Genomic DNA, 15,292 nt, shown 5'->3' with positions numbered 1-15,292 from the left:
AAGGGTACGTGCTCCGCGCCGCTGCTGTCTCGGCTGCCGCACCGGCGGCGCGACCTGGCCCCAACTACCCCCTTCGCACCGTTTCGTGCCGACGGATGACGGCCCGGTCGGCGCGTCGCCGGGCGACACGCCGGGGCACTGGTTAGCGTCAGCGGCATGGCGGGGCGATACGACGGGGACGTGCTGGCCGGCGACTGGCGACGACGGAAGGTGACCCCCGAGGTCGACGCCGAACCCGACCTGGTGGTCGAGGACGCCGACTCCGGATTCTGCGGCGCCGTCGTCGGCTTCGACTCCGGCGCGGTGGTGCTGGAGGACCGGCACGGCCGGCGGCGCAACTTCCCGCTGCTGCCCGCCGCGTTCCTGCTCGACGGCAAGCCGGTCACGCTACGACGGCCGGTCCGCGTCCCGGTGCCCGCCGCGCGCCGGCGTACCGCGTCCGGGTCGATCGCTGTGGACGGCGTACGGGCGCAGGTCGCCAAGGCCAGCCGGATCTGGGTGGAGGGCGTGCACGACGCCGCGCTGGTCGAGCGGATCTGGGGCGACGACCTGCGCATCGAGGGCGTGGTGGTGGAACCGCTGGACGGCATCGACGCGCTCGCCGACGAGGTACGCGCGTTCGGCCCCGGCCCGGGGCGCCGGCTCGGCGTGCTCGTCGACCACCTCGTGCCCGGCTCGAAGGAGAGCCGGATCGTGGCCCGCGTCAACTCGCCGCACGTGCTGGTCACCGGGCACCCGTACGTCGACGTGTGGCAGGCGGTACGCCCGGCGGCGCTCGGCATCGCGGTGTGGCCAGTGGTGCCTCCGGGGCAGCCCTGGAAGGAGGGCGTCTGCGCGGCGCTCGGGGTGGGCGAGCCGGCCGACATGTGGCGGCACATCCTGTCCCGGGTGGACAGCTTCGCCGACGTTGAGACGCCGCTGATCAACGCGATGGAGCGCCTGATCGATTTCGTCACCGAGCCCGGGTGATCCGTCGCTGCCCGGTCGTGGTCGCTCTCCGGGCTGTGCTTGCTGTCAGGGTTGTGGTTGCGGTTGGGGTCCGGGGGCGACCGTGCCCGGCTCCGGGCGGTCAGGCTTGATCCCTGCGCCGGTCACGGTCGCCCCCGGACCCGCCGTGCACCAACGCCGCCCGCCCCGAACCCCCGTCCCGGTCCCGGGCGCCTCTCGCCTGGTTGATCAAGGAATTTGTGGGCGTATCGGAGATCAACGCCGACACAAACTCCTTGATCACCGGGGTGGGGGTGGCCGGAGTGTGCGTCGATCTTGCAGTTGCGGTCCGCGTGGATCGGGCATATGGGGCGAAGTGCGGGCCGCAAGTGCAAGATCGACGGGGGCGAGGCGGGGCTGGGCGGGGCGGGGTGGGGCGGGCGCGGGTGGGGGCGGCCGCGGGCGGGGCGGGTGGGGCTGTCAGGGGAGTTCGTCGGGGGTGCGGGTCAGGACGAAGGTGGCTATGTCCAGGGCTGTCGGGGTGCCGGAACCGTCTCGGATGACGGTGAGGATCTCGCCGTCCTGGGAGCCGGAGCGGCCCCGCCACCGCTCCGGGCCCTCCGGGGTGAACCGGAGCACCGGCCTGCCCACCTGACCGCCGACCAGGTCACCGGCGGCGTCGACGCGGAACTCGTACTCGCCGCCCATCCACCACCAGCGGCCGGTCAGCGCGGCCACGTCGGCGGCGGGCGGGCCGGCCGGGCGCCAGGGGGCGGGCGCGGCCGGTTCGGCGTCCAGCGCCAGCGTGAGCGCCTCCCGGCCGAGCGCGCCGACGTGGTGGCCGCGCAGCCCGTACGCGTTGGCGAAGTTGACCACGGCGGTGCGGGTGGGCCGGTGCACGGCCAGGCCGGCGACGTACCCGGGCATGGAGCCGCCGTGCCCGACGTACACCCGGTCGCCGACCCGGTAGAGCTCCACGCCGAGGCCGTGGCCGCCGGTCCACGAGTCCAGGTCGTTGATCACCACTGGGGCGCACATCTCGGTGAGCGTGGCGGGGGAGAGCACCGCCGGGTCCGGGTCGGCCAGGAACGCCGCCCAGCGGCCCAGGTCCTCGACCGTCGACCAGAGCTGCCCGGCCGGGGCCATCGCCCCGGTGTCGGTACGCGGCTCCTCCCGCAGCGTCTCGTGCCACGGGTGCACGACGTAACCGGGGGCGTACGGCTCGGTGGGGTGGTACGTGGTGCGGCGCATGCCCAGCGGTGTCAGCAGCCGCTCGGTCAGCAGGTCCGCCCACGGGGTGCCGGTGATCCGTTCCAGCACGGCGCCGAGCAGCCCGTACGCCAGGTTCGAGTAGTGGTAGACGAAGTGCGGCGGATGGGCGATCTTGTCCGGCGTCAGCCCGGCCAGCAGCGTGTCCAGGTCCGTGCCCTCGGCGCGTTCCCACCAGTCGCCGTCCGGCTCGCGTTGCAGGCCGCTGACGTGCCCGAGCAGGTGGCGCACCGTCACCGTGCCGACCGGGGTGCCGGGCAGGTGGGCGTCGAGCGGGTCGTCGAGCGCCAGCCGGCCGGCGTCGCGCTGCTGCATCACCAGCACCGCGGTCATGGTCTTGGTGATCGAGCCGACCCGGTACTGGAGGTCGCCGTCCGGGCGGGGCGTCGCACCGGCGACCGCCAGGTGCGCCAGCCGGCCGTCGCGGACCACGCCGAGGGCGAGCGAGGGACCACGCCCCTCGGCCTGGGCCCGGGCGACCAGCAGGTCCACCTGACGCGCGGTCTCGGGCAGCAGGGGCATGTCGTCCTCCTCGTCGGCGGGTGCCGCGGTACGCCGTGCCGAGCCTAGCGATCATGACAGTTCGATGACACGTGCGTTGACGTGTCAGGATTGTTCTCGTGGACGCCGTGTTCTGGATCGTTCTGGGTGTGGTATTAGCGGTCGCCGAGATCTTCACGACGACGCTCTTCCTGATCATGTTCGGGGTCGGGGCGTTCGCCGCCGCCGGCGCCGCGGCGCTCGGTGCGCCGGTGGCGCTCCAGGCGGTGGTCTTCGCGGCGGTGTCGGCGCTGTCGGTGGCGGTGGTCCGTCCGGTGGTCCGGCGGCACGCCCGGCCGACGCTGGAGACCGGGGAGCAGCCGTTCGGGGTCGAGGCGCTGGAGGGGGCCACCGCTGTGGTCCTGGAGCCGGTCGACGCCGACCGGGGCATGGTCAAGATCGATGGTGAGCTGTGGACGGCCCGCTCGTACGACGCGACGCGCACGTACGCCGAGGGTGAGCGGGTGCAGGTGATCAAGGTCCGGGGCGCTACCGCCCTGGTATGGCAGGACGACATTTCCACCCCGGGTGAGCTGCCCGAAGCGAAAAGGTGAACGGTATGGAGTTTCTGGCGATCCTGATGATCGCGGTGGCGTTGATCGGTGTGGTGACGCTGTTCAAGGCGGTGCGGATCGTGCCGCAGCAGCGTCAGGACGTGGTGGAGCGGCTGGGCCGGTACAAGCGCACGCTGAACCCGGGCCTCAACCTGCTGGTGCCGTTCGTCGACGCGGTGCGCACCAAGGTCGACATGCGCGAGCAGGTGGTCAGCTTCCCGCCCCAGCCGGTGATCACCTCCGACAACCTGGTCGTCTCGATCGACACGGTCCTCTACTTCAAGGTGGTCGACTCGGTTCGCGCCACCTACGAGATCTCCAACTTCCTCCAGGCCATCGAGCAGCTCACCGTCACCACGCTGCGTAACGTGATCGGCTCGCTCGACCTGGAGCGCGCGCTGACCAGCCGCGAGGAGATCAACCGGCACCTGTCCGGCGTGCTGGACGAGACCACCGGCCGCTGGGGCATCAAGGTGACCCGGGTCGAGATCAAGGCGATCGAGCCGCCGCCGAGCATCCGCGACTCGATGGAGAAGCAGATGCGCGCCGAGCGGGACCGCCGTGCCGCGATCCTCAACGCCGAGGGGCACAAGCAGTCGCAGATCCTCACCGCCGAGGGTGAGAAGCAGGCCGCGGTGCTGCGTGCCGACGGTGACCGGCAGGCCCGGATCCTCCAGGCGGAGGGCCAGGCGAAGGCGATCCGTACCGTCTTCGACGCGATCCACACCGCCAACCCGAGTCAGAAGGTGCTGGCGTACCAGTACCTCCAGGCGCTGCCGCAGATCGCCAACGGCACCGCCAACAAGGTCTGGATCGTCCCGACCGAGCTGACCAAGGCCCTGGAGGGCATGGGCGGCGCGCTGGGCGGGCTCGCGAACATGGCTGGCGACGTGCCGTCGCCGGAGGCCGCCAAGAGCGCCGGCGAGGTCGAGCGGGAGGCCGCCGAGGCCGCCCAGGCCGCGGCCGTCGCGGCCCAGGAGATCCACGACGAGGTACGCGTGGCGGAGGCGCAGGCCACCGGCGGCAACAACCCGAAGGGTCTGCCCGCGCCGGAGCCGGTGTCCCCGGCCAGCCTGGTGAACGACCCGGCGGACCAGCGCGAGCGGGGCTGACCGGCAAATCCGAGAATCCCTCATACGGCGCTCCGGCGACTGCCACCATCGGTTCCAGGACGGGTGGTGAGCAGGGCCGGAGCGCCGTTTGCGCGTCCCGGGCCGCCCGTGGCGCGAACGAGGTGAGGCATGAAGGACCCGGCGAACCGGCTGTTCTCCCGTACCCCGGTCCCCGGCGCGCACGACCCCGCCGGTCCGATCGGCTCCCGGCGTACCGGAGGGGGTTTCGGGGTCCTGCCGTTCGTCTCCGAACCCGGCCCGGGAGCGCCTGCGACCGACGCGACCTGGGCCTGGTCGATCCGCCGGTTCGCCCGCGCGGCGGTCTGGCTGCTCCCGGCGTACGCGGTCCTCTACGGCCTGGTGGCGATGGCCAGCGACGGCGGTGTGGGCAACGACCCGTATCCGGCCGACGGCCGGCCGCTCTACCTGGTCGGCTGGGTCGCCTCGGTGTGGCTGGGGCTGCTCGCCCTGCTCGCGCTCACCGGCCTGCTCGCCGCCACCCGCTGCCGCCGCGTCGCGCTGGCCGGGCTGCTGGCGAGCATCGGCGGGATGGTGCTGATGCTGCCGTTCGCCGGGCTGGCCGAGCAGACGCCGGTGTTCGGCGTGACCGCGCGCGGCATCGTGCTGTTCGGCGCCACCCTCTACAGCGTGGGCTGGTTCCTGACCGGCTGGTCGGTCGCCCGGTCCGGGATGTTCTCCTACGGCGACGGGACCATGCTGATGATCGCCGCCCCGCTGCTCGGCCTGGGCGGCGCGCTGATCGGCTCGCTCCAGACGTTCGGCGTGATCTTCGTGCTGGTCGCCGGCATCGGCATCGGCTACCGCAGCGGCCGCCTGGTGCCCGAGACCATCGCCCGGGACGCCGCAGCCGCCAGCGTCGCCGCCGCACCGGTGCCGCCGACGTCACCGAAGGGCCCACTCGGCGCCGGATGACCGGTTCGTCCGGCCGCCGGGAGCTGAACGGTTGCCGTGAGGTAACTGACAGTTGCCTGGCGAGGTGGCCGGTAGGCGGCTTTCGTGGCAATCCTGGAGTCCATGCCGTCTCCCAGGTCGCCGCTGTCGCGGCTGTTCACCGTGCTGCTGGCCGGCCTGCTCGCCGGGCTCGTCCTCGCGCTCGCCGCGCTTCCCGGCGGCCTGCTCGGCGGGTTCGCCGCGCGGGCCGCGCTCGGCGCGTACGCGGACCTGCCCGACGCGCTGCGCACCCCCGTGCAGCCGCAGCGCTCCTACCTCTACGCCAACGACGGCACCACCCTGATCACCACGTTCTACGACGTGAACCGCACCGACGTGTCGCTGGACGAGATCGCCCCGGTGATGCGGCAGGCGATCATCGCGGCCGAGGACCGGCGGTTCTACTCGCACGGCGGCGCTGACCTGCGCGGCATCGCCCGCGCGCTGGTGGCGAACGTCAAGGGCGGCGGCACCGAGCAGGGCGGGTCCACGCTGACCATGCAGTACGTCCGCAACGTGCTCAAGACCGACCCGAACCGCACCCCGGAGGAGCGGCAGGCCGCCACCGAGCAGACCGTCGGGCGCAAGCTCCAGGAGATCCGGTACGCGAACGCGCTGGAGCAGTCGCTCTCAAAGGACGAGATCCTCAACCGCTACCTCAACATCGCGTACTTCGGCTCCGGCGCGTACGGCGTCGCCGCCGCCGGCCAGCGCTACTTCGGCAAGGCCCCGGCCGACCTGACGCTGGGCGAGGCGGCGCTGCTCGCCGGCCTGGTGCAGTCGCCCGACGCGTACAGCCCGATCGACGGCGACAAGGACCAGGCGCTGGCCCGGCGCGGGTACGTGCTCGACGCGATGGCCGAGACCGGCGCGATCACCCCGCAGCAGGCCGCGGCCGCGAAGACCGAGCCGCTGACGCTGCGCCCGACCGCCCAGCCCAACGGCTGCACCGCCACCGCCCAGGGGCACGACGACTGGGGCTTCTTCTGCGACTACCTGCGCCGCTGGTGGCTCACCCAGCCGGCCTTCGGCAGCACGCCCGAGGAGCGGGAGCAGGCACTGCGCCGGGGCGGTTACCGCGTCGTCACCACGCTCGACCCGGAGATCCAGCAGACCGCGCAGGAGCAGGCCACCAAGGTCTACGGGTACGGCAACAAGCGGGCGCTGCCGATCGCGGCGGTCGAGCCCGGCACCGGCCGGGTGCTCGCCATGGCGGTGAACCGGCACTACAGCCTCGACGCCAACCCGGACGGGCAGGCCAACCACCCGAACACGGTCAACCCGCTGATCTCCGGCGGCGCCAGCGTCGACGGCTACCAGGCCGGCTCGACGTTCAAGATGTTCACCATGCTGGCCGCGCTGGAGGCCGGCAAGCCGCTGTCCACCGGCTTCGACGCCCCCAGCAGGCTGCCCACCCGGTACGCCTCGGACGACGAGGGCAACTGCGACGGCACGTGGTGCCCGGCGAACGCCAACCCGCAGTGGATGGACGGCTACCGGATGATGTGGGACGGCTTCGGCCGCTCCGTCAACACGTACTTCGTCTGGCTGGCCGAGCAGGTCGGCGAGGACAAGGTGGTGGAGATGGCCCAGCGCCTCGGCATCACCTTCCGGGCCGACTCCGACGCCGCGTTCGCCCGCGACAACGCCGCCAACTGGGGCGCGTTCACGCTCGGCGTCGCCGCCACCACCCCGCTGGACCTGGCGAACGCGTACGCCACGGTGGCCGCCGAGGGCACGTACTGCACGCCGCTGCCGGTGGTCTCCGTGACCGCGCCGGACGGCGGCGCCGTCGACGTGGCGCAGCCGTCCTGCAAGCGGGTGCTCGAACCGGACGTGGCCCGCGCCGCCACCGACGCGGCCCGCTGCCCGGTCGGCCAGCAGTCCGCGTTCGACCAGTGCAACGGCGGCACCGCCACCGCCGTCGACCGGATCGTCGGCCGCCCGGTGGCCGGCAAGACCGGCAGCTCGGAGCGCAACGCCACCGAGACGTTCGTCGGCTACACCCCGCAGGTCGCGGTCGCCGGCATCGCCGCCAACCCGGACGACGTCACCGACCTGGTCGGCTCCGCCGTGCAGGCCAAGGTGATCGACGCGGTGGCCCGGACCATCAAGACGGCGCTCGCCGGCAAGCCGGTGGCCGACTTCACCGCGCCGAGCCGGGCGCTGGTCGGCGACCCGCAGCGCCCGCAGCCGCCCCGCCGGACCGAGCCGGACCGCCGCGAGCAGCGCCAGGAGAGCGAGCTGCCCTCCGACGTGCTGCGCTGGCTGCGCGGCCGCGGGTAAGGAAGGGCCCCTTCTTAACGCCTCCGGTAGAGGAAGGGCCCCTTCTTAACGCCGCGCCGCGGCGCCGGACCCGCAACCGCGTCGACGGCCGCGTCCACGACCGCGTCGAGGGCGGCGGCCACCTCGTCCGGGGTGCCGTCGCCGTCGAGCGTGACGAACGAGCCGAACTCCGGCAGTGCCCGGTAGGCGGCGTCCAGCGCGCGCAGGTGCGCCAGCTCCTCGGTGTCGATGCCCCGCGCGGCCACCCGCCACTGCGCCACCCCGGGCGAGGTGGCGAGGAAACACACCACCGCCGGGCGCGGGAAGACCGCGTAGACGGCGCGTACCGCGCGCCGCCCCCGGTCGCCGCGGGCCGCCATGATCACGTCCTGGCACCAGGTCCACCGGTCCAGCACCGCCACCCGTCCGGTCAGGCGGGCCACCGCGACGGTCCGGGCCATCGCCGCCGCGCGCACCGTCGCCTCCAGCGCCGGATAGACGGTACGGCCGAACAGCGCCGTCCCGTCGGCGCGGCCGAGCGCCTGCGCCAGCCGGTTCCACAGCGGCCGCCCACCGGCGTTCTCGAAGTACCGCGCCCGGATGCCCTGCTCGCGCAGCCGCGCCGCCAAAGCCCTGGCCTGGGTGGTCTTGCCGGAGCCGTCGACGCCGATCAGCGCGATCATCACGGGGCGGCCCATGGGCCCGGACGCTAACGCACCCGGACAACGATGCGCGCGACGTGTCGGATCCGGCCCGGCGGCTCCGACCCACCGGTGAGCGTGTCCGACCGGGACGCGCCGATACGCGGAGGAGCAGCGCATGGGCAACGTCGTCTACGGGGTGCACACGTCGGTCGACGGCTTCATCGAGGGCCCGAACGGCGAGTTCGACTGGCCGGAGATGGGGGAGGAGCTGTCCGCGTACTCGATCGGGCTGGCCGAGCGGGCCGACGCCTTCGTCTACGGGCGGCGGGTGTGGGAGATGATGTCCTCCTACTGGCCGCAGGTCGAGTCGATCTCCGACCACCCGCACGACCTGGCGTTCGCGCCGATCTGGCGGCGTACCCCGAAGATCGTGGTCTCCCGCACGCTCGCCGAGGCCTCCCACGGCGCCGTGGTGGTCGGCGGCGGCGACCTGGCGAAGGAGTTCGCCGAGGTCCGTGAGCGGTTCCCCGGCGACCTGCTGGTCACCGGCGGCACCGGCGCGGCGACGGCGCTGGCCGCGCTCGGGCTCGTCGACACCTACGAGGTGATCGTGCACCCGGTGGTGCTCGGCGGCGGACGGCAGGTGCTGCCCGGCCTGGCCCGGCAGAGCCTGCGGCTGGTCGAGACGCGCACGTTCGACGGACGGTCGGTGCTGCTGCGCTACGGGCGGGCCTGACGCCTCAGCGGCCCCGGCGGCGGGGCCGGTACGTGGCGAGCGCGGCCGGCACGCCGCGCCGCATGATGCCGGCCCGGTCGCTGTCCCCGCGCAGCACCGCGGCGGCGGTCTTGCGGGCCTGCTCGACGGTGAAGTGCGGCGGCAGCATCAGCTCGGCCGGGTCCACCACGGCGTTCACCACCACCGGGCGGTCCGCGTCGAGCACCCGCTGCCACAGGCCGTCCACCCGGTCGGGGGAGTCGACCAGCTCACCGCCGAGGCCCAGCACCTCGGCCCACCTGTGGTACGCGACGTCCGGCAGGTCCTGGCTGTCCGGGAACATCGGCGTGCCCTCGCCGGACCGCTGCTCCCAGCTGACGAAGGCCAGATCCCGGTTGTTGAGCACCAGCACCACGAACCGGGGGTCGGCCCACTCCCGCCAGTACCTCGCCACCGTGATCAGCTCGTTGACGCCGTTCATCTGCATCGCGCCGTCGCCGAGCAGCGCGATCACCGGGCGGTCCGGGTGGGCGAACTTCGCCGCCAGCGCGTACGGCATGCCGCCGCCCATTGAGAGCAGCGTGCCGGAGAGGCTGGCCAGCATGCCGGGACGGACCCGCACGTGCCGGGCGTACCAGGCGGTGGCGGTGCCGCAGTCCACGGCGAGCATGGCGTCGCCCGGCAGCGCGTCGTCGAGCGAGGTGAACAGCGACTGCGGGTTGACCGGGTCGGCCGGCTGGGCGGCGACCTCGCGTTGCGAGGCCCGCCACTTGCCGGTGGCGTCGGCGAGGGTGGCCCGCCAGGCGGTCGGGCCCGGACCCGGGCCCAGCTCCTTGAGCAGGGCGCGCAGCGTCGGCCCGGCGTCACCGGTCAGGTTCACCTCGGTCGGGTACCGCAACCCCATCCGGGTGCCGTCGATGTCGATCTGCACCGCCCGGGCCTGGCCCTCCGGCGGGTAGAACTCCGAGTACGGCATCTGGCTGCCGACGATCAGCAGCCTGTCGCACTCGCGCATGAGCTGCCAGCTCGGGCGGCTGCCGAGCAGGCCGATCGCGCCCGTCACCCAGGGCTGCCGGTGGTCGACGGCGGTGAAGCCGAGCAGCGCGGTGGCGACCCCGGCGCCGAGCCGGTCGGCGATCCGGCGTACCTCGTCCTCGGCGCCCAGCGCGCCCTGCCCGACCAGCATCGCCACCCGCTCGCCGCCGCGCAGCACCTCGGCGGCGCGGCGCACGTCGGCCTCCGGCGGCACCGTCGGCTCGCTGCTCGGCACCGCGCTGGTGTGGTAGTAGCCGTGGGCGTGCGGCGGGTGCGGCACCGCCGGCAGGTCCTGCACGTCGGAGGGCAGGACCAGGGCGGTCACGGTACGCCGGGCCAGCGCCGTCCGGCAGGCCCGGTCGACCAGGTGCCGGGCCTGCGACGGGTCGTCGAGCTGGGCCAGGAACGCCGACGCCACATCCTTGTAGAGGGAGAGCAGGTCCACCTCCTGGTAGTAGCCGCCGCCCTCGGCGGGCAGCGCGGTGTGCCCGAGCAGCGCCACCACCGGCTGGTGGTCGAGCTTCGCGTCGTAGAGGCCGTTGAGGGCGTGGATCGCGCCGGGGCCGCTGGTCACCACCACGCATCCGAGCGGGCCGCCGCCGTACTTGACGTGCGCGCCGGCCGCGAAACCGGCCGTCTCCTCGTGCCGGACCTGGATGAACCGGGCCCGCCCCTCGGCCCGCTGCAACGCCGAGGTCATGCCGTTGATCCCGTCGCCCGGGTAGCCGTAGTAGCGGTGCACGCCCCACTCGGCGAGCCGGGCCACCAGGTAGTCGGAGACGGTGGCGTCGCGGGGGAGGTTGCCGTCGTGATCCGCGCCCATCGTGGTCCCTCCGTCACCGTCGGCCTTCCGGCTCCGTTCCCCGCCCGGGACGACGGAAACCCGGCCCGCGCCGGAGCGACCGGGCGGGCCGGGCAGAATCGCCTGGTGCCCGTCCACGAGATCACCGACCCCGACGACGACCGGATCGCCGACTACCGCGCGCTCACCGACGTGGAGCTGCGTACCCGCTGGGAACCGCCGCACGGGCTGTTCATCGCCGAGGGGGAGCTGGTGCTGCGGCGGGCGCTGCGGGCCGGCTACCCGGCCCGGTCGTACCTGGTCGACGCCAAGCGGGTGGACCAGCTCGCCGACCTGGACACCGGTGACGCGCCGGTGTACGCGGCGACGCCGGACGTGCTCCAGCGCGCCACCGGTTTCCACGTGCACCGGGGCGTGCTCGCCTCGTTCCACCGCAAGCCGCTGCGCTCCGCCGACGAGGTGCTCGCCGCCGCCCGGCGGGTGGTGATCCTGGAGGACGTCAACAACCACACGAACCTGGGCGCGATCTTCCGGGGCGCCGCAGCGCTCGGCGTCGACGCGGTGCTGCTGTCCCCGACCTGCGCCGACCCGCTGTACCGGCGCAGCGTACGGGTCAGCATGGGCGAGGTGTTCGCGGTGCCGTACGCCAAGCTCGACAGCTGGCCCGGCGGGCTGGACCAGGTCCGGGCGGCCGGGTTCACCGTGCTCGCGATGACGCCGGCGCCTGATGCCGTACCGATGCAGCGGCTGACCCCGGCGCAGCGCGAGCGGGCGGCGTTGCTGCTCGGGGCGGAGGGGCCGGGGCTGACCGCGGCGGCGCAGGCCGCCAGCGACGTGCGGGTGGTGATCCCGATGCGGCGCGGCGTGGACTCGCTGAACGTGGCGGCCGCCGCGGCGGTGGCGTTCTGGGAGCTGGGGCGGGACGACGCGCTCTGACGACCCGCTCTCCCGACCGGCTTGCATGACCATGCGATGGTGTGCATAATCTTCCTTGTGTCCAAGGTTCTCACCTCCCTGCCCATCGGCGAACGTGTCGGCATCGCCTTCTCCGGCGGCCTCGACACCTCGGTGGCCGTCGCGTGGATGCGCGACAAGGGCGCCGTCCCCTGCGCCTACACCGCTGACATCGGCCAGTACGACGAGCCCGACATCGCCTCGGTGCCCGGCCGCGCGCTCAGCTACGGCGCCGAGGTCGCCCGCCTCGTCGACTGCCGCGCCGCCCTGGTCGAGGAGGGGCTGGCAGCGCTGACCTGCGGCGCCTTCCACATCCGCTCCGGCGGGCGGGCCTACTTCAACACCACGCCGCTGGGCCGGGCCGTGACCGGCACGCTGCTGGTCCGCGCGATGATCGCCGACGACGTGCAGATCTGGGGCGACGGCTCGACGTTCAAGGGCAACGACATCGAGCGGTTCTACCGGTACGGCCTGCTGGCGAACCCGCAGCTACGGATCTACAAGCCGTGGCTGGACACCGACTTCGTCACCGAGCTGGGCGGCCGCACCGAGATGTCGGAGTGGCTGCTGGAGCGCGGCCTGCCCTACCGGGACAGCACCGAGAAGGCGTACTCCACCGACGCCAACATCTGGGGCGCCACCCACGAGGCCAAGACGCTCGAACACCTGGACACCGGCATCGAGACCGTCGAGCCGATCATGGGCGTGAAGTTCTGGGATCCGTCCGTGGAGATCCCCACCGAGGACGTCACCATCGGCTTCGACCAGGGCCGCCCGGTGACGATCAACGGCAAGGAGTTCGGCAGCGCCGTCGACCTGGTGCTGGAGGCCAACGCCATCGGCGGCCGGCACGGCCTGGGCATGTCCGACCAGATCGAGAACCGGATCATCGAGGCCAAGAGCCGCGGCATCTACGAGGCCCCCGGCATGGCGCTGCTGCACGCCGCGTACGAGCGGCTCGTCAACGCGATCCACAACGAGGACACGCTCGCGAACTACCACAACGAGGGCCGCCGCCTCGGCCGCCTCATGTACGAGGGCCGCTGGCTGGACCCGCAGGCGCTGATGCTGCGCGAGTCGCTGCAGCGCTGGGTCGGCACGGCGGTCACCGGCGAGGTCACGCTGCGGCTGCGCCGGGGCGAGGACTACTCGATCCTGGACACCACCGGCCCGGCGTTCAGCTACCACCCGGACAAGCTGTCGATGGAGCGCACCCAGGACTCGGCGTTCGGCCCGGCCGACCGGATCGGCCAGCTCACCATGCGCAACCTCGACATCGCCGACTCCCGGGCCAAGCTGGAGCAGTACGCCTCCGTCGGCATGGTCGGCGGCGGCACCCCGCAACGGATCGTCGGCGCCGCCCAGGCGGCCTCGACCGGGCTGATCGGCGCCATGCCGCAGGGCGGCGCGGAGGCCATCGCCTCCCGGGGCGTGCCCACCGCCGAGGACGAGGCGCTCGATCGGGCCGCGATGGAGTTCGGCGTCGACTGATCGCCGCCGTCCGCGGACCGTCGTCCCTCCGGGCAGCGGTCCGCGGCTCGTCTCACCTGTGACCGCCCGCCGGTCCCGCCTCCCCGCGGGCCGGCGGGCGGTGTGGCTTTCGGCAACGGTGGTGACGCAGGGTAGCGTGTCGCCCGTGTTCCCTACCGTGCGTGAGGTGCTGGACCTGGTGCCCGTGCGCCACGGCGCGCCGCGCCTGGTCGCGGGGAACGCCGGGCTGGACCGGTCGGTGCGCTGGGTGCACATCGCCGAGGTGCCCGACATCGCCACCCTGCTCGGCGGCGGGGAACTGGTCCTCACCACCGGGATCGGCCTTCCCGGCGACGACGCCGGGCTCCGCGAGTTCATCGGCGCGCTGGCCGACGTCGGCGTCTCCGGGCTGGTGGTCGAACTGGGCCGCCGCTACGTCAGCGGAGTGCCACGCGTGATGGCCGCCGCCGCCGAGCGACGTGGCCTGCCCCTGATCGAGCTGCGCCGGGGCACACCGTTCGTCCGGATCACCGAGGCGGTGCACGCGCTGATCGTCGACGCCCAGCTCACCGAGCTGCGCGCCACCGAGGAGATCCACCAGCGGTTCACCGAACTGTCGGTGGAGGGCGCCGAACCGGCCGAGGTGCTGCGGCAGGCCGCCGAACTGGCCGGCTGCCCGATGGTGCTGGAGAACCTGTCCCGGCAGGTGCTCGCGTACGACCCGGCGGGGGAGAACGCCCAACTGCTGCTGGACGGCTGGGAGCGGCACTCGCGGCAGATCCGCCCGCCCGGGCGCACCGCGTACGACCCGGACAGCGGCTGGCTCGTCACCACAGTGGGCGCGCGGGGACAGGACTGGGGACGGCTGCTGCTGCGCTGGCCGGCGACCGAGTCCACCCCGCCGACCCGGCTGACCATCCTGATCGAACGGGCCGCCTCCACGCTGGCGCTGGGCCGGCTGATCCGGCGCGACGCCGAGGGCCTGGAACGGCAGATCCACCGTACGCTGCTGACCGCCCTGATCGACCACACCCGTCCGGTGGACGAGGTGGCGCTGCGCGCCAAGGCGCTCGGCGTCGTCCTGGACCGCCGCCACCTGGTCGGCGTCGTGGTCCGGCACCGCGCCGAGGAGCCGTCCGGTGACGCGGGCGCCCCCGACGACGAGTCCGCCGCCGCCCGGCGCGGCGGACGCCGCGACACCGACGCCGAGGACCCGGAAACCGGCCCGGCCCGGCTGCGCGACCTCGCCGAGGCGGTCAGCCAGGCCGTCCGGGACGCCAAGCTCACCGCGCTGACCAGCCCGCTCGACGACCAGGCCGTGGGCGCGCTGCTGGCGCTCCCCGACCCGGCCGCCGAGGAGAAGGCACTGTCCGCGTTCGCCGCGGCGTTGCGCCGGGTACGCCTCGACGCCGCCCCCGCCGCCCGCCCGGCGTCCCGCCCGTCGGAGTCACCTGACCGGCCCGCCGGACGGGCCGTGACATCGGGGAGCGCACGGCCGGTCGACGCGCCGCCCCGGGCCGCGATCGTGGTGGCGGCCGGGTCCGGTGTGAGCAGCCTGCGCGAGGCACGCCGGTCACTGATCGAGGCGCGGCAGGTGGCGGAGGCGGCGCGGCGGGATCCCCGGGATCTGCCCTGCTACCGGCTGCCGCATGTAGGGCTGGCCGGACTGCTGCACCTGTTGCGTGACGAGCCCCGGTTGCAGACGTTCGTCGAGCGTGAACTCGGGCCGCTGCTCGCCTACGACGCCCAGCACCCGCGGGAGCAGTTGCTCGGTACGCTGCGGGCGTACCTGGAGCAGGGGCGCAACAAGTCGGCCGGCGCGGCCGCCGCGCACCTGTCCCGGCCGGCGTTCTACGAACGGCTGGCCCGCATCGGCCGCATCCTCGACGCCGACCTCGACTCGGTGGACAGGTGCCTGTCCCTGCACGTGGCCCTGCTCGCCCTGGACGCCATCCGCACCCCCTGACGCCGCCCGGGCCAAACCCTGCCCGTCCCGCCCTCCGTCCCTCCGCGCTGTCCCGCGCCGATCTTGGAGTTGTGGCGCCCGTAATGCC

The 15,292-nt window shown here is 73.6% G+C and carries 12 protein-coding genes; 9 read left to right on the top strand and 3 right to left on the bottom strand.

Features of this window, described 5'->3' with window-relative positions; genetic code table 11:
• Positions 1-156 precede the first annotated feature (156 nt).
• Positions 157-969 carry a DUF3097 domain-containing protein gene (locus tag MICAU_RS21085; protein WP_013287366.1) on the top strand — a complete coding sequence of 271 codons (813 nt, stop codon included), beginning with the start codon at positions 157-159 and terminating at the stop codon, positions 967-969.
• Between the two features lie 438 nt (positions 970-1,407).
• Here the strand turns inward: MICAU_RS21085 and MICAU_RS21080 are convergent, their stop codons facing one another.
• Complete coding sequence (locus MICAU_RS21080) at positions 1,408-2,718, bottom strand: serine hydrolase domain-containing protein (RefSeq protein ID WP_013287365.1); 1,311 nt, start codon at positions 2,716-2,718, stop codon at positions 1,408-1,410.
• 98 nt (positions 2,719-2,816) lie between these two features.
• Here MICAU_RS21080 and MICAU_RS21075 point away from each other — a divergent pair, with 98 nt between their 5' ends.
• The 4 genes from MICAU_RS21075 (at position 2,817) to MICAU_RS21060 (ending at position 7,639) form a co-directional block, all read left to right on the top strand.
• Positions 2,817-3,290 (top strand): NfeD family protein, encoded by a 474-nt coding sequence (locus MICAU_RS21075; RefSeq protein ID WP_013287364.1) that lies wholly within the window; start codon positions 2,817-2,819, stop codon positions 3,288-3,290.
• A gap of 5 nt (positions 3,291-3,295) precedes the next feature.
• Positions 3,296-4,402, top strand: coding sequence for an SPFH domain-containing protein (locus MICAU_RS21070; RefSeq protein WP_013287363.1), 1,107 nt, complete (start codon positions 3,296-3,298; stop codon positions 4,400-4,402).
• A gap of 129 nt (positions 4,403-4,531) precedes the next feature.
• Positions 4,532-5,335, top strand: coding sequence for a hypothetical protein (locus MICAU_RS21065; RefSeq protein ID WP_013287362.1), 804 nt, complete (start codon positions 4,532-4,534; stop codon positions 5,333-5,335).
• Positions 5,336-5,437: 102 nt separating this feature from the next.
• Positions 5,438-7,639 carry a transglycosylase domain-containing protein gene (locus MICAU_RS21060; protein ID WP_222947726.1) on the top strand — a complete coding sequence of 734 codons (2,202 nt, stop codon included), beginning with the start codon at positions 5,438-5,440 and terminating at the stop codon, positions 7,637-7,639.
• A gap of 14 nt (positions 7,640-7,653) precedes the next feature.
• Here MICAU_RS21060 and MICAU_RS21055 read toward each other — a convergent pair whose 3' ends face one another.
• Positions 7,654-8,316 (bottom strand): nucleoside/nucleotide kinase family protein, encoded by a 663-nt coding sequence (locus tag MICAU_RS21055; RefSeq protein WP_013287360.1) that lies wholly within the window; start codon positions 8,314-8,316, stop codon positions 7,654-7,656.
• Between the two features lie 121 nt (positions 8,317-8,437).
• Between MICAU_RS21055 and MICAU_RS21050 the strand changes: the two genes are divergently transcribed.
• On the top strand, positions 8,438-8,998 hold the full coding sequence (locus MICAU_RS21050) for a dihydrofolate reductase family protein (RefSeq protein ID WP_013287359.1): 561 nt from the start codon (positions 8,438-8,440) through the stop codon (positions 8,996-8,998).
• 4 nt (positions 8,999-9,002) lie between these two features.
• Here MICAU_RS21050 and MICAU_RS21045 read toward each other — a convergent pair whose 3' ends face one another.
• The gene (locus tag MICAU_RS21045) at positions 9,003-10,835 is read right to left on the bottom strand and encodes a thiamine pyrophosphate-requiring protein (RefSeq protein ID WP_013287358.1); all 1,833 of its coding nucleotides are present in this window, start codon (positions 10,833-10,835) and stop codon (positions 9,003-9,005) included.
• 102 nt (positions 10,836-10,937) lie between these two features.
• On the opposite strand from MICAU_RS21045, the gene MICAU_RS21040 reads away from it, so the two are divergent.
• The 3 genes from MICAU_RS21040 to MICAU_RS21030 all read left to right on the top strand — a co-directional run bounded on the left by MICAU_RS21040 (position 10,938) and on the right by MICAU_RS21030 (position 15,204).
• Positions 10,938-11,750, top strand: a complete 813-nt coding sequence (locus MICAU_RS21040; RefSeq protein WP_221488565.1) for a TrmH family RNA methyltransferase — start codon at positions 10,938-10,940, stop codon at positions 11,748-11,750.
• A 57-nt stretch (positions 11,751-11,807) separates the two neighbouring features.
• Complete coding sequence (argG, locus tag MICAU_RS21035) at positions 11,808-13,259, top strand: argininosuccinate synthase (protein WP_041799074.1); 1,452 nt, start codon at positions 11,808-11,810, stop codon at positions 13,257-13,259.
• A gap of 145 nt (positions 13,260-13,404) precedes the next feature.
• On the top strand, positions 13,405-15,204 hold the full coding sequence (locus MICAU_RS21030; protein WP_041799304.1) for a PucR family transcriptional regulator: 1,800 nt from the start codon (positions 13,405-13,407) through the stop codon (positions 15,202-15,204).
• The last annotated feature ends 88 nt before the right edge of the window (positions 15,205-15,292 follow it).

This window comes from Micromonospora aurantiaca ATCC 27029, assembly GCF_000145235.1.
GTDB lineage: Bacteria > Actinomycetota > Actinomycetes > Mycobacteriales > Micromonosporaceae > Micromonospora > Micromonospora aurantiaca.
This window is presented reverse-complemented; position numbering and strand designations above follow the sequence as displayed.

Excerpts from the sequence above, each read along its gene's own strand:
- MICAU_RS21085 (WP_013287366.1), top strand. The coding sequence starts at position 157 with ATGGCGGGGCGATACGACGGGGACGTGCTGGCCGGCGACTGGCGACGA.
- MICAU_RS21080 (WP_013287365.1), bottom strand. The coding sequence starts at position 2,718 with ATGCCCCTGCTGCCCGAGACCGCGCGTCAGGTGGACCTGCTGGTCGCC.
- MICAU_RS21070 (WP_013287363.1), top strand. The coding sequence starts at position 3,296 with ATGGAGTTTCTGGCGATCCTGATGATCGCGGTGGCGTTGATCGGTGTG.
- MICAU_RS21065 (WP_013287362.1), top strand. The coding sequence starts at position 4,532 with ATGAAGGACCCGGCGAACCGGCTGTTCTCCCGTACCCCGGTCCCCGGC.
- MICAU_RS21060 (WP_222947726.1), top strand. The coding sequence starts at position 5,438 with ATGCCGTCTCCCAGGTCGCCGCTGTCGCGGCTGTTCACCGTGCTGCTG.
- MICAU_RS21055 (WP_013287360.1), bottom strand. The coding sequence starts at position 8,316 with ATGGGCCGCCCCGTGATGATCGCGCTGATCGGCGTCGACGGCTCCGGC.
- MICAU_RS21050 (WP_013287359.1), top strand. The coding sequence starts at position 8,438 with ATGGGCAACGTCGTCTACGGGGTGCACACGTCGGTCGACGGCTTCATC.
- MICAU_RS21045 (WP_013287358.1), bottom strand. The coding sequence starts at position 10,835 with ATGGGCGCGGATCACGACGGCAACCTCCCCCGCGACGCCACCGTCTCC.